Genomic DNA, 18,276 nt, shown 5'->3' on the forward strand with positions numbered 1-18,276 from the left:
TGCCAAGCGGATCTCTCGCGCGACAAATGCGGAACGCGTTTGCGCGGAGATCATGCTCGAACAATAACCTGACGCGCGATGACGATTCATCCCGATCTCATCGCGCTCGGGATCTCGCGCGGCCGGCGATTGAACCGCATCTTTCCCCGGCCCCGCGCGCAGCAGTCATGATGCCATCATGCTCCTGTTTTGCCCGACGCGTCAACCAAATTTCGGATAAAGCGTAAGTCACTCGCTTCAGGTGCCCGGCTACTGTGCATGGGGTTGTTTTCGAGGTTTGGGTTCCGGCCGCCAGTCCGCGGCTCGAACGCGCGGTCATCACATCCGCGTGCAGAAAAATTTCATCTTCATTCGCCCCCTCGCTCGAAAGATTAATCATGCGCTTTGCCTCGCGCGCAGTGCTTGCATCGCTATTTTCCCCGCTGTCTCGACACTCTTCCCGCTCCGCACCATCATTCTGCGAACGCGAGTGAATGACGGCCGTGCGCGGCCGGGAGCCTGGAATGCAACGTCGTGATTTCCTGAAACTGTCCGTTGGAACCGTCGCCGCGGCGGCCGTCGCCTCGCGCGCCGGCGCGCAAGGTGCGCTGAAGGAAATTCGTATCGGCTACCAGAAGAACGGCGTGCTGGTCATCACGCGCCAGCAGGCCGCGCTGGAAAAACATTTCTCCGCGCAAGGCATCGAAGTGAAATGGGTCGAGTTCTCCTCGGGCCCGCCGATGATGGAAGCGATGAACGTCGGCAGCGTCGACTACGGCGCGGTCGGCGATTCCCCGCCAGTGTTCGCGCAGGCCGCCGGCGCGGCGATCGTCTATGCCGCTGCCCAGCCCATCGTGAACGGTCAGGGCATTCTGGTGCCCAGGGATTCATCGATCCGGGCGATCGCAGACCTCAAGGGCAAGCGCATCGGCTTCACCAAAGGCTCCAGCGCCCACAACGTCGTGGTGCAGACGCTGGAGAAGGCCGGTCTCACCTATGCCGACATCACGCCGGTCTATCTGACGCCGCCGGATGCGGGCCCCGCCTTCGCCAATGGCAGCATCGACGCCTGGGCGATCTGGGATCCATATTTCGCGATCGGCGAGACCAAGCAGAACGGCCGCATCCTGATCAATGCGCGCGACGTCACCAAGACCAACTCCTTCTTCATCGCCAACCGCGATTTCGCGGGCAAGCACGGCGCGATTCTGCAGCAGATCGTCGACGTGACGGCCACATCAGCAAAATGGGCCGAGCGGCACCGTGACGAGGTCGCCGCATCGCTGGCGGCGATCACCGGTGTGCCGCTCGACATCCAGACCGTTGCCGCGCGGCGCGCGGGATTTGCCGTGGTCCCCGTCACGGACGATATCGTCACGACCCAGCAGGGCGTCGCCGACCGCTTCGCCAAGCTCGGCCTGATCCCGAAGTCGATTCAGATCCGCGACATCGTCTGGCGCAACCCGGCAGCTTGAACCGTGCCGACCACTCTTCCCACCCACAGGGGTTTGAACATGAGGCGTATCATCCGGCGCGTGATCGCGGCCATCGCGCTGTCGATCGGCATCGTCGCCGCCGCGGTCGGCACCTCCTATGGTCAGGACAAGGTGGTCCGCATCGGCTATCAGAAATACGGCAAGCTCGTGCTGCTCAAGAGCAAGGGTACGCTGGAGCCGAAGCTCGCCGCCGACGGCTACAAGGTGGTGTGGACCGAATTCCCCTCCGGTCCGCCGCTGCTCGAAGCGCTCAATGTCGGTGCGATCGATTTCGGCAACACCGGCGAAGCCCCGCCGATCTTCGCGCAGGCCGCCGGCGCGCCGATTCAGTATGTCGCCTATGAGCCGCCGGCGCCGAAAGGCGAGGCGATCCTGGTGCCAAAGGACAGCCCGCTGAAATCGGTCGCCGACCTCAAGGGCAAGAAGGTCGCGCTGAACAAGGGCTCCAACGTCCACTATCTCCTGGTCAAGGCGCTTGAGAAGGCGGGCGTCCGATATTCCGAGATCGAACCGGTGTTCCTTGCGCCGGCCGATGCGCGGGCCGCCTTCGAGCGCGGCGCAGTCGATGCCTGGGTGATCTGGGATCCGTTCCAGGCTGCCGCGGAAGCCGCCACCGGCGCGCGCACGCTCGCCGACGGCACCGGCATCGTCGCCAACTATCAGTTCTACTTCTCCTCGAAGAAATTCCTCGAAGCCAACCCGAAGATCGTCGATGCGGTGCTCACCGAGCTGAGTTCGGTCGACGACTGGGCCAAGCGCGACATCCACGCGGTCGCCGAGCAGCTCGCGCCGGCGATCGGTCTGTCGGTGCCGGTGGTCGAGGTTGCCTTGAAGCGGCAGTCCTACGGCATCAAGCCGCTGACGGATGCCGTGATCGCCGACCAGCAGCAGGTTGCCGACGCGTTCCTCGCGCTCAACCTTATTCCCAAATCCATCAAGATTTCCGACGTGGCACGGAGGCCGGGGTCATGAGCAAGCAATCCAACGCCAACATCCTCTGGTTCCTGCCGACCCATGGCGATGGCCGCTATCTCGGCACCGGCATCGGCGGCCGCGAGGTCAACTTCAATTATCTGCGTCAGGTCGCGCAGGCCGCCGACCAGCTCGGCTATTTCGGCGTGCTGCTGCCGACCGGCCGCTCCTGCGAGGATTCCTGGATCGTCGCCTCCTCGGTGGCGCCGTTCACCCAGAGGCTGCGCTATCTCGTCGCTGTCAGGCCCGGCCTGCAGTCGCCGACCGTTGCGGCGCGCATGACCGCGACGCTCGACCGCATCACCAATGGTCGGCTGCTGATCAACGTCGTCACTGGTGGCGATCCCGTCGAGAACAAGGGCGACGGCATCTTCCTTGGGCACGACGAGCGCTACGAGGTCACCCGCGAGTTCCTGGGCGTCTATAGCGATCTGCTCGTGGGCAAGACCGTCAATGTCGAGGGCAAGCACATCCGCATCGAGGACGGCAAGCTGCTGTTCCATCCGGTACAGTCGCCGCGTCCGCCGCTCTATTTCGGCGGTTCGTCGGATGCCGGCATCGACGTCGCCGTTGACGCCGTCGACAAATATCTCACCTGGGGCGAACCGCCGGCGCAGGTCGCCGAGAAGGTCGCCAAGGTGAGGGCGGCGGCCGAGGCGCGGGGCCGAAAGCTCTCCTTCGGCATCCGTCTTCATGTGATCGTCCGCGAGACCAACGAAGAAGCCTGGCGCGCTGCGAACGAGCTGATCAAGTACGTCAGCGACGAGACCATCGCGACCGCGCAGAAGAACTTCGCGCGCATGGACTCGGTCGGCCAGCAGCGCATGGCGCAGCTCCACGGCGGCAAGCGCGACAAGCTCGAGATCGCCCCGAACCTCTGGGCCGGCGTCGGCCTCGTGCGTGGCGGCGCCGGCACGGCGCTGGTCGGTGATCCCCAGACGGTCGCCGCGCGTATCAAGGAGTATCAGGACATCGGCATCGATACCTTCATCATGTCGGGCTATCCGCATCTGGAGGAAGCCTATCGCTTCGCCGAGCTGGTCTTCCCGCTGCTCTCGCTGGAGCAGCCTGATAACGTGACCAGGCTGCACTTCAACGGCGGTCCTTTCGGCGAGACGGTCGGCAGCGATTATCGTCCGCAGCATCGGGTGTCGCAATCATGAGCCTCATCGACAGTATCGCGCTCCCGCGTAACTTCCGCCTGCCGCGAGCCGACGGTCTGGTGCAGTGGATCGTGCCGCTTGGCATCATCGTCGTCTGGCAGATCGCCTGCGTCACCGGCTTCGTGCCGACCCGGGTGCTGCCGGCGCCGAGCGATGTCGCGCTCGCCGGATGGAAGCTGCTGCTATCAGGCGAACTCGTCCGCAACATCTGGGTGTCGTTCTGGCGCGCCTCGATCGGCTTTCTCATCGGCGGCAGCATCGGTTTCGCGTTCGGGCTCGCCAACGGTCTGTCGCAGCTCTCGGCGAAGCTCACCGACACCACGTTGCAGATGGTGCGCAACGTGCCGCATCTGGCGCTGATCCCGCTGGTCATCCTGTGGTTCGGCATCGACGAGAGCGCCAAGCTGTTCCTGGTCGCGCTCGGCGTGTTCTTCCCGATCTATCTCAACACGCTGCACGGCATCCGCACCGTCGATCCGCAGCTGATCGAGATGGGCCGGATTTACGGCATGACTGATAGCGAGCTGTTCCGCCGCGTCATCTTCCCGGGCGCGCTGCCCTCGATCTTCGTCGGCATCCGCTTCGCGCTCGGCATCATGTGGCTGACGCTGATCGTCGCCGAGACCATCGCGGCGTCCTCGGGGCTAGGCTACATGGCAATGCAGGCGCGCGAGTTCATGCTGATCGACGTCGTTGTGCTCTCCATCCTGATCTACGCCCTGCTCGGCAAGCTCGCCGACAGCGCCTCCCGCGTGCTGGAGCGGGCGACGCTCTCCTGGCATCCCGCCTTCCAGAAACGTTGAGCAGAAATACTGGGACTCACATGCAGACAGCGCTTCGTACGGCCCTTCCCGAAACCGAGCTCGCCAGCCTCGCCAATTTCGCGCCTCAAACGCGTGTCGTGCGCGAGGAGCGGCCGGCTCAGGCCAGCGGCCTGCCGCTGAGCATTCGCGGCTTGCGCAAATCCTTCGGCGACAACGAGGTGCTGCGCGGCATCGATCTGCACATCCCCGCCGGGCAGTTCGTGGCGATCGTGGGAAAAAGCGGTTGCGGCAAGAGCACGCTGCTGCGTCTCATCGCCGGCCTTGAGAAGATCGATGCCGGCAGCATCAGCTTTGCCGACGAGGTGAAGGCGGAAGACATCCGCGTGATGTTCCAGGAGCCACGCCTGCTGCCCTGGGCGCGGGTGCTTGCCAATGTCGAGGTCGGCCTCGGCCGTGACCGTGCCTCGAAGGACGCGGATGCCCGCGCCGAGAAGGCCTTGAACGAGGTTGGCCTCGCCGACAAGCGTGATCAGTGGCCCTCGGTGCTGTCAGGCGGCCAGAAGCAGCGCGTTGCGCTCGCCCGCGCGCTGGTCTCCCGGCCGCGGGTGCTCGCCTTCGACGAGCCGCTCGGTGCGCTGGACGCGCTGACCCGCATCTCGATGCAGCGGCTGCTGGAGCGCGTCTGGCGCGATCAGGGCTTTACCGCGATCCTTGTGACCCATGATGTCGCCGAGGCGGTCGCCCTGGCGGACCGGGTGCTGGTGATCGAGGACGGCCGGATTGCCCACGATGTTACGGTTAACGCAGCCAGGCCTCGCGAGCGCGGCTCGGCGGAGCTTGCCAGTCTCGAAGGCTCGATCCTGCGCCACCTTTTGTCGGCGGAAGACCGTACCTAAATAGAGGGAACCCCGTTTCGGGGACCATACCATGAATGTAGTGCCCCGCGATCTCATGACTGAAGTCCCCGTCTCGTCCGCCGATTTCCGCGGCGCCATGCGCCACCTCACCGGCGGCGTCAGCGTCATCACCGCCGGGCGGGGCAAGGACATCACCGGCATGACGGTGACCTCAGTCACCTCGCTGTCGGTCGAACCGCCGACTCTGCTCGTCAGCATCAACCGCGATGCCTCGTCCTTCCCGCTGATCAAGCGCTACGGTGCCTTCGGCGTGAACATCCTGGCGGCCGATCAGCTCGATGTCGCCGAGCGTTTTGCCGGCAAGGGTGGCCTGAAGGGGGCTGATCGTTTCGCCGGCAGCCAATGGGTCACGTCCGTCTCCGGCGTGCCGCTGCTGGTCGGCGCCTTGTCCGCGGTCGATTGCGAGGTCGAGGAGATCGTCGAGCGGCATTCGCACGGCATCGTCATCGGCCGTGTCAGGGACATCAGGAATTCGGTCCGCAACGCGGCGCTCGCCTATTGGCATGGGCAGTATCTGGCGGTTGATCAGGACGAGGATGCGGCGCGACTCGCCGAGGTCAGCGTTCCCGCGCGCGGCCTGCGCGGCGTTTGATCGCCGCGCTCGGGCTGGCCTTTTTCCCAGGCTGGCCTTTTTCCAATCATCGCTCTAGAAGCGCCCTGAGCCTCCCGTGGCGGGACGGCCATGGAGCGGAGCTATGAAGCGCGTCGGGACCTGGGCCTTCTACGCCGTCGGCGCGCTGGCGATTGCCTATCTCGCGCTCTATGCGTATGCGATGTTCCGCGGCCAGCCGTTCGTGCCCGGCGATCCCATCCACATATTCCGCAAGCCCGACGCGCCGAGTTATTCATGAGGTTTGGGAGGTCTCCTAGGGTGGATTGGCCGAACGCGCAATCCACCCTGCGAACTCATCCCCTTAAAATCGCCAGCGCCAGCGTCTGCGCGCGCGGCACGATGCTGTCGAGCTCGAGATATTCCTCCGGCGAATGCGCGAGCCCGCCGACCGGACCGACGCCGCAGATGGTCGGCGTTCCCACCGCGGCGGTGAAGCCTGAATCGGCGCAGCCGCCGGAGAACTCGCCCTGCAGCGTGGTGAGGCCGGCCTGCCTGGCGGCGGCCTGATAAGTTTCGAACAGTGCTTTCGAGCTCTCGCTTTGCACCACCGGGACGAACTCGCCCTTGATCGTCAGCGTCGCGCTGGTGCCGGGCACGTAAGGCGTCGCGATGATCCGCTCGATCTCGGCCATGACAGTGGCGCGATCCTTCGGATCGACGTAGCGCATGTCGATCTGGCCCTCGGCATAGGGCGCGGTCGTGTTGACCGACTGGCCGCCCGAGATGAGGCCGACATTGAGCGTGATGCCCTTGGTGAGATCGGTCAGCGCGTGGATTTGCGTGATCTTGTGCGCGAGCTCGCCGATCGCGCTGATGCCCGCGGCGAAATTGGCGCCGGAATGCGCTGCCTTTCCTGATATGGCCATGTGCATGAAGATGCCGCCCTTGCGGCTGGTGACGACGTTGCCGGTGGGGCGGCCAGGCTCGGAATTGAACACGGCGCGCGCAGAGCGCCCCTCGCGCTCGATTATCGGCCGCGACGAGGGCGAGCCGATCTCCTCGTCCGAGGTGATCAGCAGCTTGATCGGATGCGGGTTGCCGCCGAATTTGTGGAAGGCGGTGGCGACGAAGATGTTCATCACGACCCCGGCCTTCATGTCGGCGACGCCGGGCCCGTAGGCACGGTTACCCTTGATCGTGAACGGACGCTTCCCGGCCTCGCCCTTGCTGAACACCGTGTCGCGATGTCCCATAAACAGCACCGGCTTTTCGTTGCTGCCGGGCTTTGCCACCTCGGCGTGGATGGCATCGCCGAAAGTGGCATTGCCCTCGCGCCTGTAGGGAATGCCGTGCTCGGCAAAATGCCGTTCGAACCGCGCACCGACCGCATCGACGCCTTCCTTGTCATAGGACCCGGAATCGATGTTCACGACATCGCGCAGCAGATCGACCATCGCCTGCCGCTGCGATGCCAGCCAATCGGTGATTTGGGCTTCAGACATGTTTTCCTCGCGTGGTTCTCGCGAGCGGTTATAGGGCCTGGAGTCGTGATGGCCTAGTCACGTAATGCGGTCCCGTTATGCGGGGAACGCTCCCAGCCCGTCATTGCGAGCGTAGCGAAGCAATCCAGACGGCCTCCGCGGAAAGACTCTGGATTGCTTCGCTGCGCTCGCAATGACGACGCTAGCAGCGTGGCCTCCAACAAAAATGCCCGGGATTTGGCCCGGGCATCGCATCCTCTCGATCTCGGTTGAGGCCTTACGCCCCGATCATCGGCATCCGCGGATACTCGCCCGGCGTGCCCGCTGGCGTGATCGGAATGCCGCCGTCGGCGTATTCGTTCAGCTTGTTGCGCAACGTGCGGATCGAGATGCCGAGGATGTTGGCAGCGTGGGTCCGGTTGCCAAGGCAGTGCTTGAGCGTCTCCAGGATCAAATCGCGCTCGACATCGGCGACGGTGCGCCCCACCAGGGCGCGCGTCACCTGCTCGGCGGCCATGGTGGCGTGCGCTACGGCCGGCGCCGTCTTGGCGAGGTCGAGGCGGTCGCCGTCCGGCGTGATGATCGCCTCGGGACCGATCTCGTCGCCCTGCGCCATCAGCACCGCGCGGTGCATGGTGTTTTCGAGCTCGCGGACGTTGCCTTGCCAGCGGTTGGCGGAGAGCACGCGTTTGGCCTCGGTCGAGATCGGGCGCATCGGCACGCCGTTGGCCTCGGCGTATTTCTTCACGAAGTGCTGGGCGAGCTCCATGATGTCGGCAGGACGCTCGCGCAGCGGCGGAATCTTCAGGTTCACGACGTTGAGGCGGAACAAAAGGTCTTCGCGAAACGTGCCTTCGCGCACGGCATCGGCCAGGTTGCGGTTCGACGTTGCGATGATGCGGATGTCCACCGGCACAGGCTTGGTGCCGCCGACGCGGTCGATCACGCGCTCCTGGATGGCACGGAGCAGCTTCGATTGCAGGCGGACGTCCATCTCCGAGATTTCGTCGAGCAGCAGCGTGCCGCCGGTTGCCTCCTCGAACTTGCCGATGCGGCGGGCGACAGCGCCGGTGAACGCACCCTTCTCATGGCCGAACAGCTCGGACTCCAGCAGATGCTCGGGGATCGCGGCGCAGTTTATCGAGATGAACGGGCGCTTGGCGCGCCCCGAGCGGGTGTGAACGTAGCGGGCCAGCACCTCCTTGCCGGTGCCGGATTCGCCGGTGATCATCACCGAGGCGTCGGAGCCCGCGATCTGCTGGGCGAGCTTGATGACCCGCGCCATGGCGTCGTCGCGATAGACCAGCTCGCGGGAATCATTGGCGACGGCGGCGAGCACCGCGGCGATCAGCTCCGGCTCCGGCGGCAGCGGGATGTATTCCTTGGCGCCGGCGTGGATCGCGGCGACGGCGGCGCGGGCGTCGTTGGTGATGCCGCAGGCGACGATCGGGGCGTGAATGTGCTCGGCCTCCAGCCGCATCACGAGGTCCCGGATGTCGAGGGCAACGTCGACCAGCAGGAGGTCGGCGCCCTTGCCGCCGCGCAGCACGCGCATCGCCTGCTCGTGATCCTCGGCGTGGGTCACGGTGGCGCCGTTGTCCATCGCGATCTTGGTGGCGGTGGTGAGCTGGCCCTTCAATGTGCCAACGATGAGAAGCCGCATGTCAGTCTCCTGTCCGTCTGCTCGCGCTTTCGCGCGTCATCCCTCTTGCGTGCCTTAGCCGCGTTCCGTCTTGATGATTTCCGTCATGGTGACGCCGAGCTTGTCCTCGACCAACACCACCTCGCCGCGCGCGACGAGCTTGTTGTTGACGTAGATGTCGATGGCCTCGCCGACGCGGCGATCGAGCTCGAGCACGGTGCCGGGTCCGAGCTTGAGCAGCTCGCCGACATCCATCTTGGAGCGGCCGAGCACCGCCGAGACCTGCACCGGCACGTCGAAGACAGCCTCGAGGTCGGCGGCGACACGCGCCGCATATTCGTCCTCGTTGTAGCCGACATCGGTGCCACCGGGCGGCAGTGGGCCGTTGAGATCGGGCAGCGGGACCTGTCCGTCGGTGTCGCTCATGGCTTAGTTCCCCTTGCGGGACGCGATATAGCGTCCGACCATCTCGTCGATCTTGGCTGCGATGGCGCTGCGCTCCAGCACGACGCCGCCATCGGCCCATTCGATCCGGCAGTCGCCGGTGGCGATTTCGGGCTCGGCCAGGATCACCAGCCGACCTTCGAAGCCGCTCTGCTTGGCGAGCCGTTCGATCTTCTCGCGGGCGCTGTCGTACAGCGCGTCGTTGATGCGAACCACGAGATGCGGCGTCGCGACCAGGTGCGAGAAGCAATCCTTGACCAGCGCCATGATCTCGCCGAGCGGCTCGGCGGCGATCAGGTCGGCGCACAGCTTGCGCGCGACCGCCACCGCAACGTCGACCGCCTCGGTCTCCATCTTGCTCTCGATATTGCCGATGCCTGACGCGATGCCCCGGATCGCGATGTTGATCTCCTCCATGGCGAGCGCGACGCGGCGGTCGCTCTCGGCCTTGGCCTCGCGCTGGCCGGCGGCAAAGCCGTCCTGATAGGCACGTGCCTCGGCCTCCGCGACCTTCTGCGCGATCTCGGCTGCGGTCGCCGCCTTCTCGCGCGTCCGGTCGGGCGCGGCGAAGTCGGTGTCGAACAGGAATTTGGCGGGGGCGCCCATCAGTACACCAGCTCGTCGTCAGCGCGGTTCTTGGTCAGCATGATCTCGCCCTTGGCGGCGAGGTCCTTGGCGAGGTTCACCAGCAGCGCCTGGGCTTCGTCGACGTCGCGCAGCCGCACCGGGCCCATCGCCGCCATGTCGTCCTGCAGCATCTTGGCGGCGCGCGAGGACATGTTGCCGAAGAAGAAGTTGCGGACGTCCTCGTTCGCGCTCTTCAGCGCCACGCCGAGCTTGTCCTTGTCGACGTTGCGCATCAACGTCTGGGCCGAGCCGGAATCGAGCTTGACGAGATCGTCGAAGGTGAACATCAGCGCCTTGATGCGCTCGGCCGATTCCCGGTTCTCCTCTTCCAGCGAGGTGATGAAGCGGGTTTCGGTCTGGCGGTCGAAATTGTTGAAGATTTCCGCCATCACCTCGTGGGCATCGCGGCGCCGGGTCTGCGACAGGTTCGACATGAATTCGGTGCGCAGCGTCTTCTCCACGCTCTCGATCACCTCCTTCTGCACCGCTTCCATCTTCAGCATGCGGTTGACGACGTCGAGCGCGAGGTCTTCGGGGAAGATGCCGAGCACCCGCGCGGCATGTTCCGGCTTCAGTTTCGACAGCACCACCGCGATGGTCTGCGGATATTCGTTCTTGAGGTAGTTGGCGAGAACCTCTTCCTGTACGTTGGAGAGCTTCTCCCACATGTTGCGCCCCGCGGGGCCGCGGATCTCGTCCATGATGCCGTTGACGCGCTCGGGCGGCAGGTACTGCTGCAGCAGGCGTTCGGTGGCGTCGAAATTGCCCATCAGCGCGCCCGAAGCCGACATGCGCGAGACGAATTCGAGCAGCATGTCCTCGACCGTATCGACCTCGACCGTGCCAAGCGTCGACATTTCCAGCGAGAGCTGGCGCACCTCGTCGTCGTCGAGCAGGCCCCAGATCTTGCCGCCATATTGCTCGCCGAGCGCCAGCATCAGGATCGCGGCGCGCTTCGGGCCCGACAGCGCCTCGGCCTTGGCGCCGCCCTGCCGGCTGCCGGCGCGCTGGCCGAGCGTGGAGATCACGCTGGTGATGTCGTTCGAGTTGGCGTTTTGCAAGGAGGCGGCCATGTCAGATCACTTCTTGATTCACTGGCTTCGGTTACTTCGTCGGCTCCGTTAGCCATTGACGGATGATGGCGACGGTTTCGTTGGGGTTGCGCTCGGCGAGCTCGCCGACGCGATGAACTGATTGGGCGTGGACCTGGCCCTGGATGGTGGCGACGTCGATCGCGCTGGCGGCGCCGCCCGGCAGGAGGGCCTGACCGCCGGCGGCGGCAGGTGCCTCTTCGGACGCGGCGGGCCCGGCGAGAACGCCTGATATGGCGGCGGCGACCTCGTCGGAGGCGAGGATGCGCTTCACCAGCGGGCGGATCACCATGAACATCACGACGAGGCCGAGCATCATCATCACGCCGAGCTCGACGAAATACATGATGTCGTCCTTGGTGAACTGGAGCATGCCAAGGAAGCCGGAGGGCTCGGCGATCGGGGCGGTGGGGGGGGCGTCGGCGAAGCGCAGATTGACGACCTCGACCTGGTCGCCGCGCTTCTGGTCGAAGCCGATCGCCGAGCGCACCAGGGTGGCGATGCGGTCGAGCTGCTCCTTGGTGCGGTCGGTGTAGGCCAGCTCGCCCTTGTCGTTCTTGGTGTAGATGCCGTCGACCAGCACCGCGACCGAGATACGGTTGACCCGGCCGGCCTCGGTCACCTCGGTCTTGGTGGTGCGGGAGATCTCGTAATTGTTGGTCTCTTCGGTCTTCTTGCTCTGGTCCTTCGCCGCGGCGCCCCCGTTCTGCTGCTGGCCGGGAAGCTCGTTGTTGACCGTGACCTGGCCGTTATTGTCGGCGGTCATGCTCTGCTCTTCCCTTGTCTGGGTCGAGCGCAGCACGCGGCCTTCGGGATCGAACTTGTCCGAGGTCTGGGTGATCTTGTTGAAGTCGAAATCGGCGGAGAGCTGGACGCGGGCGCGGCCCGAGCCGACTACCGAGGAGACGATGTCCTCGACCTGCTTGCGCAGCCGCTTTTCGAAGGCGATGCGCCGGTCGTCGCCTGCGGCCTGCTCCGGATCGGTCTGGGCACCGTCGGCGAGCAGCTGGCCGGCCTCGTCCACGATCGAGACGCGCTGCGGCTTCAGGCCGTTGACCGCGGAGGCGACGAGGTGGCGGATGGCGCGGATCTGCTGGGCCTCGAGCGAGCCGCGGACGCGCACCACGATCGAGGCCGACGGCTCCGGCGCCTCGCGCGCGAACAGCGGGCGCTCGGGCAACACCAGATGGACGCGGGCCGCCTGGATTCGGTCGATGGCGCGGATGGTGCGGGCGAGCTCGCCCTCCAGCGCACGCAAATGATTGATGTTTTGGACGAAAGAGGTGGTGCCGAGTGCGTCCGACTTGTCGAAGACCTCGTAGCCGACCCCGCCGCCCTTGGGCAGGCCGCCCTCGGCAAGCTTCATCCGCAGGCGCGTGACCTTGTCCTTCGGCACCATGATGATGGTGCCTTCATTGCGCAACTCGAACTGGATGCCCTGGCGTTCCAGGTCTTTGATAATACTGGAGGAATCCTCGACGCTGAGATCGGTGAACAGCGTCGTCATCTGCGGCGTGGTGACCCGCATGATGACGAAGGCAAAGAAGCCGATGAGCGCGGCGGTGACCGCGATCATCGCCCCGAACCGGGCGGCGCCGATACCCTTTAAGAAGTCAGCAAGACCTTGCAAGCAACCGCCCCGACAGATTCGACCCGCATTCCAAGAGCGGCCGAGTGGGCAATTATTGCCTAGGTGATGGTTTCGATATGGTTAACGAAGGTTAAGAGCTTGGACAAAAGTAGCGACATGAAAAAAATCGGCCTCGCAGAGCGAGGCCGATTTTCGTCAAAAGCAGCAGATTTCCGGATTGCTTACTGGCGATATTGCTGGATGCGGGTGGTGCGAAGACCCGCCAGACCATGCTGGTCGATGGAAAACTGCCAGGAGAGGAATTCGTCGACCGTCAGGGTATAACGGCTGCAGGCCTCCTCGAGCGAAAGAAGTCCACCGCGGACAGCGGCGACGACCTCGGCCTTGCGGCGGATGACCCAGCGTTTGGTGCCGGGTGCGGGCAGGTCTGCAATCGTCAGCGGACTGCCGTCCGGCCCGATGACGTATTTTACCCTCGGGCGATGGGGTTCTGTCATGGCGTACTCACAAACTCTCAACCACTGAACTCACGCCGTAACCCTACGCGCCGCGGCTTAAAAATCCGCTAAGCCTAAGGCTTCAATACAATTCTCGTTGAATCCGGCTGGAACGCCGTCGGCTCGGCCGGCTGAAAGCGCAATTTCAGCGTGCCGAGCGGGGGTCTGCGTAAATACTTTACTAACGAACGAGGCCTGCGCGCGGCGCGAGGGCCCTTCAACGTGGTCCCGGCGAAAGCCAGGACCCATCACCCTGGGAGTAGTTTGGCGAACGACTCGGCGTGATGTCTTCGCCTCAACCGACATTCGGTGGTTATGGATCCCCGCCTTCGCGGGGATGACACTGTCTGTGTGGCGGGCGCGCGCCCTTAATTGCTGCTGGTCGCGATGATGCTCTTCACCTGGCTCAGCGTGTAGCTGGTGCCGTCGATCGAGAGCAGCGGCGGCGACTGGGTCAGATCGACGGAGCTCACCACGCCCTGCACCTGCGCGGCGATGCCGACATTGTTGTTGGCGACGTCCTTGCCCGTCGCCGAGATCGTGTACTTGCCGTCGGGCCATTGCGTGCCGTCATTGCCCTGGCCGTTCCATGTGAAGGGAACGTCGGAGGCGGCGCCGGCCGTGTATTTTCCGGTGAACACGGTCTGGCCGCTGGAATTGGCGATGGTGATGTCGACGGTGGCATCGGTGGGCACGTTGAGATGCCAGGTCGCCGACGAGTTCGTCATGGTCGCGGTGGTGCCGTCGACCAGAGCGGTCTTGCCGACGAAGCCGAGCGCCTGCGTCGCCTGCGTGGTCTGCTGCAGGGTGACGAGCTGGGACAGCGAGTCGTTGGTCTTGAGCTGCTGCTCGACGCCGGCGAATTGCACCAGCTGCTGGGTGAACTGGTTGGTGTCGAGCGGATCGAGCGGGTTCTGGTTCTGCAGCTGCGTGGTCAGCAGGGTCAGGAAGGTCTGGAAATTGCCTGCGAGCGTCGCGCCCGTGCTCGAGCTCAGGCTCGCGTTCGACGAGGAGGATTTCGGAACGTCTGTGGTGCCGGAGACGACTGACGGCGCGGTGGCGGCATTCGTGGTGGTCATGGCCCGATACTCCTCACACTCTGATGTCGACGCCGCTGCTCGATCCGAGCATGCGGCCATAGCTGCGGCTGACGGGAGCGCTTGCGGCCTGGTCGTCCTCGCTGATGATCAGGCGGCGGGCATTGCCGGAATTGTCGTTGTTCTGGCCGGCGTTCTGGCCCGATGAATTCTGGTCGCGCAGGCTGAAGGAGAGCCCGTTGCTGCCGGTCTTGAGGCCGGCATCGTCGAGCGCGCGCTGCAATTGCGGCGCGTCCTGCCGCAACATCTGCAGCGTCTCCGGCTTCTCGACCGTGAGATGCGAGGTGACCTGGCCGTTGCGGTCGACGTTGATGCGGACGTCGATGCGGCCGAGATCGGCCGGGTCGAGGCTGAGGTCGAAGCGCGTCTTGCCGGCGCGCGCAGCGGCTGCGATCTCGACCGGAATGCCGCTGATCGGCACGGCGTTCGACGTCGCCGCGGTCGCGGTGAGCGTCGCGGTGGAGGCGGTGGCTGCAGATGTGGTCGTCGTCAGCGGCGCCTGCACGGCGTTGGCCGCCTGCGTGCTGACATCGGTCGGCGCAGCAACTGCTGCCTGGGTATCGGCATGCGCGTGCGTGGTGGGCGCGGCCGGCGTGGCATCATTGACGCGATTGGTGGCCGCGACCTTGGCATCGGTCGTGGCGGCATCAACCTGCGACTTTGCGGCTTGCGGATGCGCGATGGCGCCGGCTGCGGTCGCGGAATTTTGCGCCGGCGTCGCCGTCTGCGCGGTCTTGCCGGTGTCCTGGCCGATATTGGAAACGTCGGCCTGGCCTTGCGCTGTCGTGGCAGCCTTGAACGAGGTCTTGGGTGTGCCCTGATCGACGACGATCACCTGCGCGGCATTGGCCGTGACATCCGTTGCGGTCGCATCCGTGGTCGCCGCGTCGGCGAGCGGGATCTTCGCGTCGGCGGTCTTGGCGTCGCCGGTCTTGGCGGTCTTGCCGGTCGCATCGGTCTTGGTGCCGGCGATCTGTGCCGCGGTGGAGGCGCTGGCGGCGATGCCGGCCGCGGCGATCGTCAGCGGCGAGGACGCCGTGCCGGCAGCCTGGTTCGCGGCCGCATTCGGATCGACCGGCACTGCGGGTGCTGCGACAGGAACGGGGGTCGGATCGGGCGTCGTGGTCTGCGCCGCCGCTTGAGCGTTGGCCGCGGCATCCACGGCGGCGGCGAGGCCGTCGGTGGTGCTGTCGGTCTTGTCGCCCTTGTTGCCCTTGGCGTCCGTGCTGTCCTTGGACTGTTGCGCCTTGTCTCCCGCCTTGGAGGCGTCGGACTTGTCTTTGCTCTTGCCATCAGCCTTGGGCTGATCGGCTGGCGCAGTGCTGGCCGCCGTCGTCGCGGAATCGGTGTTGTCGCTCGCCTTGCTCGATGCGGAGGTGTCGGTCGAGGAGGTGTCGTGTGCGTTCCGGTCCGAGGACGAGGACGACGAATCGGTTCGCCGGGGCGCCGGGTCCTGGCTCTGCGACGGGGCGCTGTTGCTGATGGCCTGGGTGTTGCTGTCGACCAGCGCGCCGAAGGAGTCGCTGGGGGGTTTGTCCTTGGCGGGGCTCTGCGGCCGGGCAGGCTTCGCTTGCGCGCTCGAGACCTGCGCGCTTGCCGCTACGTCTGACGTGCTACCGACCACAGGCGACCCCTTGAAAACATCTTCGGACCAGGAGGTCAGCAAGGAGCGGGCCAATCCCTCTTGGTGGAATTTTGTAGAATAAAATCAATATCTTGAAGGATTTACTCCGTCGCCGACATGCCGGCTCCAGCCCCGTCATTTCTGCCGCCCCGGCAAGAATTGCCCTAAGGGGCCATCACCCGTGATTGCTTCACCGGAATGCCGCCTATATTAAAGGGTGCTCTCAGCCGCTTTCGACCGGGCCAGCCAAGTGCCCCCGAGGGAACCCAGGGTTCCCGGGGATAGCTGCCGTCCCGGCTCAAGGCATCAGGAATCGCGGGAAACGCCGCCGTCACAACGCTTAGGCCCATGCTCAACAGTCTGGATCTCGAAGGCCGTCCTGAGGACACCAGGGTCGTCGTCGCCATGTCGGGCGGCGTCGATTCCTCGACGACGGCTGCGCTGCTGAAGGCGGAAGGCTACGACGTCGTCGGCATCACGCTGCAGCTCTACGATCATGGTGCGGCGACCCACCGCAAGGGCGCCTGCTGCGCCGGCCAGGATATCCACGACGCCCGCGATGTCGCCGCCAAGCTCGGCATTCCCCATTACGTGCTCGACTATGAGGACCGCTTTCGCGAGTCCGTCATCGACAATTTTGCGGATTCCTACGCGCTCGGCGAAACGCCGGTGCCGTGCATCGAGTGCAACCGCAGCGTCAAGTTTCGCGACCTCTTGAAGACCGCGCGCGAGCTCGGGGCCCGGGCGCTCGCCACCGGCCATTACGTCGCTTCGCGCCGCCAGGGTGATGGCTCGCGCGCGCTGGTCTGCGCGGCGGACGCCGATCGCGACCAGAGCTATTTCCTGTTCGCGACCACGCAGGAACAGCTCGACTTCCTGCGCTTCCCGCTCGGCGACATGACCAAGCCGGAGACGCGCGAGCTCGCGCGCCGCTTTGGCCTTAGCGTCGCCGACAAGCACGATAGCCAGGACATCTGCTTCGTGCCCACGGGGCGCTACACCGACATCATCACGCGCCTGCGCCCGAACGCGATGGACCCCGGCGACATCGTCGATCTCGACGGCCGCGTGCTCGGCCAGCATCACGGCATCGCCAATTTCACCATCGGCCAGCGCCGCGGCCTCGGCATCGCGGCCACCGCGCCGCTTTACGTGGTGCGGCTCGATGCCGCGAGCCGCCGCGTCGTCGTCGGCCCGCGCGAGGCCCTGAAGATGCACCGCATCGCACTGCGCGACGTCAACTGGATCGGCGGCGGCGACATCGACCGCGCGATCGGAGGCGGCCTCGAGCTGTTCGTGCGCGTGCGCTCCACGCGTGCGCCGCAGCCGGCCTGGCTGCGCGGCGCAAATGGCCATTATGAGGTCGAGCTCGTCGCCGGCGAAGAGGGCGTTTCGCCGGGCCAGGCCTGCGTGTTCTACGACGCAGCCAGCGGGCAGGCGCGCGTGCTGGGCGGCGGCTTCATCCAGAGCGCTGCCGCGAAGGTCGCTACGAGCACGGTGAGGCCGCTCGCCGAAGCGGTGCGCGGCTAAACTTCCGGGGCAGGGCAGGGGGCATGGCAGCAGACATCTCGCGGGCCGGGGTCGAGAAGGCCTATGGCCGCTGGGCGCCGGTCTATGATCTCGTGTTCGGCAAGGTGTTCGATGCTGGCAGGCAATCGACCATCGCGGAGGCCGACCGCATCGGCGGCCGAATCCTCGACGTCGGCGTCGGCACGGGTCTTTCGCTGTCGGACTATTCGCGCACCACGAAGATCTGCGGCGTCGACATTTCCGAGCCGATGCTGCGCAAGGCGCAACAACGCGTGCGCAGCCTTCGCCTCTCCAATGTCGAAGTGCTCTCGGTGATGGACGCGAAGAACCTCGCCTTTCCCGACAATTCCTTCGACGCGGTGGTGGCGCAATATGTCATCACCGCGGTGCCCGATCCCGAAGGCACGCTCGATGAGTTCGTGCGCGTGCTCAAGCCCGGCGGTGAGCTGATCCTCGTCAACCACATCGGCGCCGAGAAGGGCCTACGCAAACTCTCCGAGCTTGCGTTTGCGCCGCTGGCCCGTCGCCTCGGCTGGCGCCCGGAATTCCCGTGGGCGCGCCTCGTCAACTGGGCCGCCAAGCACGGCGGCATCACGCTCGCCGAGCGCCGCCCGATGCCGCCGCTGGGCCACTTCTCGCTGATCCGCTACCGCAAATCGTAATGTTCAGCGGTGGGAACAGCGCGGGGGCTCCGCGCGTTTCCCACCCATGCGCACGAACTCATCGAGCGTGCCTTCGGGATCGGGCACCGCGGTGATGACATATTGCGCCACCACCGCGTCGAAGGAATTGTCGGGAAAGGCGAGGT

18 protein-coding genes and 1 pseudogene are annotated in these 18,276 nt (G+C 65.4%); 9 read left to right on the plus strand and 10 right to left on the minus strand.

What is annotated here, in order from left to right:
* Window positions 1–503 precede the first annotated feature (503 nt).
* From G8O24_RS31295 to G8O24_RS31325, 7 genes are all read left to right on the plus strand, one after another.
* On the plus strand, window positions 504–1,454 hold the full coding sequence (locus tag G8O24_RS31295; protein WP_188106153.1) for an aliphatic sulfonate ABC transporter substrate-binding protein: 951 nt from the start codon (window positions 504–506) through the stop codon (window positions 1,452–1,454).
* A gap of 39 nt (window positions 1,455–1,493) precedes the next feature.
* On the plus strand, window positions 1,494–2,447 hold the full coding sequence (locus G8O24_RS31300; RefSeq protein WP_188106155.1) for a sulfonate ABC transporter substrate-binding protein: 954 nt from the start codon (window positions 1,494–1,496) through the stop codon (window positions 2,445–2,447).
* A complete protein-coding gene (ssuD, locus tag G8O24_RS31305) occupies window positions 2,444–3,610 on the plus strand; it encodes an FMNH2-dependent alkanesulfonate monooxygenase (protein WP_188106157.1) in 1,167 nt (388 codons plus the stop codon). Before G8O24_RS31300 ends, ssuD begins: the two co-directional genes overlap by 4 nt.
* Window positions 3,607–4,413 carry an aliphatic sulfonate ABC transporter permease SsuC gene (gene ssuC, locus G8O24_RS31310; protein WP_188106159.1) on the plus strand — a complete coding sequence of 269 codons (807 nt, stop codon included), beginning with the start codon at window positions 3,607–3,609 and terminating at the stop codon, window positions 4,411–4,413. The genes ssuD and ssuC overlap by 4 nt, the downstream gene beginning before the upstream one ends.
* A gap of 20 nt (window positions 4,414–4,433) precedes the next feature.
* Window positions 4,434–5,270, plus strand: coding sequence for an ATP-binding cassette domain-containing protein (locus G8O24_RS31315; RefSeq protein ID WP_188106161.1), 837 nt, complete (start codon window positions 4,434–4,436; stop codon window positions 5,268–5,270).
* A 31-nt stretch (window positions 5,271–5,301) separates the two neighbouring features.
* On the plus strand, window positions 5,302–5,883 hold the full coding sequence (locus G8O24_RS31320) for a flavin reductase family protein (RefSeq protein WP_188106163.1): 582 nt from the start codon (window positions 5,302–5,304) through the stop codon (window positions 5,881–5,883).
* Between the two features lie 103 nt (window positions 5,884–5,986).
* Complete coding sequence (locus tag G8O24_RS31325; protein WP_164938468.1) at window positions 5,987–6,142, plus strand: hypothetical protein; 156 nt, start codon at window positions 5,987–5,989, stop codon at window positions 6,140–6,142.
* 55 nt (window positions 6,143–6,197) lie between these two features.
* Here G8O24_RS31325 and G8O24_RS31330 read toward each other — a convergent pair whose 3' ends face one another.
* From G8O24_RS31330 to G8O24_RS31370, 9 genes are all read right to left on the minus strand, one after another.
* A complete protein-coding gene (locus G8O24_RS31330) occupies window positions 6,198–7,346 on the minus strand; it encodes a M20 family metallopeptidase (protein ID WP_188106165.1) in 1,149 nt (382 codons plus the stop codon).
* 256 nt (window positions 7,347–7,602) lie between these two features.
* Window positions 7,603–8,988, minus strand: coding sequence for a sigma-54-dependent transcriptional regulator FlbD (gene flbD, locus G8O24_RS31335; RefSeq protein WP_188106167.1), 1,386 nt, complete (start codon window positions 8,986–8,988; stop codon window positions 7,603–7,605).
* Between the two features lie 54 nt (window positions 8,989–9,042).
* On the minus strand, window positions 9,043–9,393 hold the full coding sequence (gene fliN / locus G8O24_RS31340) for a flagellar motor switch protein FliN (protein ID WP_188106168.1): 351 nt from the start codon (window positions 9,391–9,393) through the stop codon (window positions 9,043–9,045).
* A 3-nt stretch (window positions 9,394–9,396) separates the two neighbouring features.
* On the minus strand, window positions 9,397–10,017 hold the full coding sequence (locus G8O24_RS31345) for a FliH/SctL family protein (protein ID WP_188106169.1): 621 nt from the start codon (window positions 10,015–10,017) through the stop codon (window positions 9,397–9,399).
* On the minus strand, window positions 10,017–11,111 hold the full coding sequence (fliG, locus tag G8O24_RS31350; RefSeq protein ID WP_188106170.1) for a flagellar motor switch protein FliG: 1,095 nt from the start codon (window positions 11,109–11,111) through the stop codon (window positions 10,017–10,019). Before fliG ends, G8O24_RS31345 begins: the two co-directional genes overlap by 1 nt.
* Before the next feature lie 31 nt (window positions 11,112–11,142).
* Window positions 11,143–12,759 carry a flagellar basal-body MS-ring/collar protein FliF gene (gene fliF, locus G8O24_RS31355; RefSeq protein WP_188106171.1) on the minus strand — a complete coding sequence of 539 codons (1,617 nt, stop codon included), beginning with the start codon at window positions 12,757–12,759 and terminating at the stop codon, window positions 11,143–11,145.
* Window positions 12,760–12,941: 182 nt separating this feature from the next.
* The gene (gene sciP, locus G8O24_RS31360; protein WP_002714638.1) at window positions 12,942–13,217 is read right to left on the minus strand and encodes a CtrA inhibitor SciP; all 276 of its coding nucleotides are present in this window, start codon (window positions 13,215–13,217) and stop codon (window positions 12,942–12,944) included.
* A gap of 368 nt (window positions 13,218–13,585) precedes the next feature.
* Window positions 13,586–14,296, minus strand: a complete 711-nt coding sequence (locus G8O24_RS31365) for a flagellar hook assembly protein FlgD (protein WP_188106172.1) — start codon at window positions 14,294–14,296, stop codon at window positions 13,586–13,588.
* 13 nt (window positions 14,297–14,309) lie between these two features.
* Window positions 14,310–15,938 carry a flagellar hook-length control protein FliK gene (locus G8O24_RS31370; protein ID WP_188106174.1) on the minus strand — a complete coding sequence of 543 codons (1,629 nt, stop codon included), beginning with the start codon at window positions 15,936–15,938 and terminating at the stop codon, window positions 14,310–14,312.
* Window positions 15,939–16,286: 348 nt separating this feature from the next.
* On the opposite strand from G8O24_RS31370, the gene mnmA reads away from it, so the two are divergent.
* Both mnmA and G8O24_RS31380 read left to right on the plus strand, forming a co-directional pair.
* Entirely contained in the window at window positions 16,287–17,468 is a 1,182-nt protein-coding gene (mnmA, locus tag G8O24_RS31375) for a tRNA 2-thiouridine(34) synthase MnmA (protein ID WP_188106176.1), read from the plus strand.
* A 23-nt stretch (window positions 17,469–17,491) separates the two neighbouring features.
* The gene (locus G8O24_RS31380; RefSeq protein ID WP_188106178.1) at window positions 17,492–18,130 is read left to right on the plus strand and encodes a class I SAM-dependent methyltransferase; all 639 of its coding nucleotides are present in this window, start codon (window positions 17,492–17,494) and stop codon (window positions 18,128–18,130) included.
* A 45-nt stretch (window positions 18,131–18,175) separates the two neighbouring features.
* Here the strand turns inward: G8O24_RS31380 and G8O24_RS31385 are convergent.
* Window positions 18,176–18,276: pseudogene (locus G8O24_RS31385) on the minus strand (methyltransferase domain-containing protein); the annotation flags it as partial.

It is taken from the genome of Bradyrhizobium campsiandrae, from assembly GCF_014529705.1.
GTDB classification, from domain to species: domain Bacteria; phylum Pseudomonadota; class Alphaproteobacteria; order Rhizobiales; family Xanthobacteraceae; genus Bradyrhizobium; species Bradyrhizobium campsiandrae.

Coding starts and splice junctions, on each gene's coding strand:
- G8O24_RS31380 (WP_188106178.1), top strand. CDS start 17,492: ATGGCAGCAGACATCTCGCGGGCCGGGGTCGAGAAGGCCTATGGCCGC.
- G8O24_RS31300 (WP_188106155.1), top strand. CDS start 1,494: ATGAGGCGTATCATCCGGCGCGTGATCGCGGCCATCGCGCTGTCGATC.
- flbD (WP_188106167.1), bottom strand. CDS start 8,988: ATGCGGCTTCTCATCGTTGGCACATTGAAGGGCCAGCTCACCACCGCC.
- G8O24_RS31295 (WP_188106153.1), top strand. CDS start 504: ATGCAACGTCGTGATTTCCTGAAACTGTCCGTTGGAACCGTCGCCGCG.
- fliG (WP_188106170.1), bottom strand. CDS start 11,111: ATGGCCGCCTCCTTGCAAAACGCCAACTCGAACGACATCACCAGCGTG.
- G8O24_RS31330 (WP_188106165.1), bottom strand. CDS start 7,346: ATGTCTGAAGCCCAAATCACCGATTGGCTGGCATCGCAGCGGCAGGCG.
- fliN (WP_188106168.1), bottom strand. CDS start 9,393: ATGAGCGACACCGACGGACAGGTCCCGCTGCCCGATCTCAACGGCCCA.
- ssuD (WP_188106157.1), top strand. CDS start 2,444: ATGAGCAAGCAATCCAACGCCAACATCCTCTGGTTCCTGCCGACCCAT.
- G8O24_RS31320 (WP_188106163.1), top strand. CDS start 5,302: ATGAATGTAGTGCCCCGCGATCTCATGACTGAAGTCCCCGTCTCGTCC.
- G8O24_RS31345 (WP_188106169.1), bottom strand. CDS start 10,017: ATGGGCGCCCCCGCCAAATTCCTGTTCGACACCGACTTCGCCGCGCCC.
- mnmA (WP_188106176.1), top strand. CDS start 16,287: ATGCTCAACAGTCTGGATCTCGAAGGCCGTCCTGAGGACACCAGGGTC.
- G8O24_RS31325 (WP_164938468.1), top strand. CDS start 5,987: ATGAAGCGCGTCGGGACCTGGGCCTTCTACGCCGTCGGCGCGCTGGCG.
- ssuC (WP_188106159.1), top strand. CDS start 3,607: ATGAGCCTCATCGACAGTATCGCGCTCCCGCGTAACTTCCGCCTGCCG.
- G8O24_RS31365 (WP_188106172.1), bottom strand. CDS start 14,296: ATGACCACCACGAATGCCGCCACCGCGCCGTCAGTCGTCTCCGGCACC.
- sciP (WP_002714638.1), bottom strand. CDS start 13,217: ATGACAGAACCCCATCGCCCGAGGGTAAAATACGTCATCGGGCCGGAC.
- G8O24_RS31315 (WP_188106161.1), top strand. CDS start 4,434: ATGCAGACAGCGCTTCGTACGGCCCTTCCCGAAACCGAGCTCGCCAGC.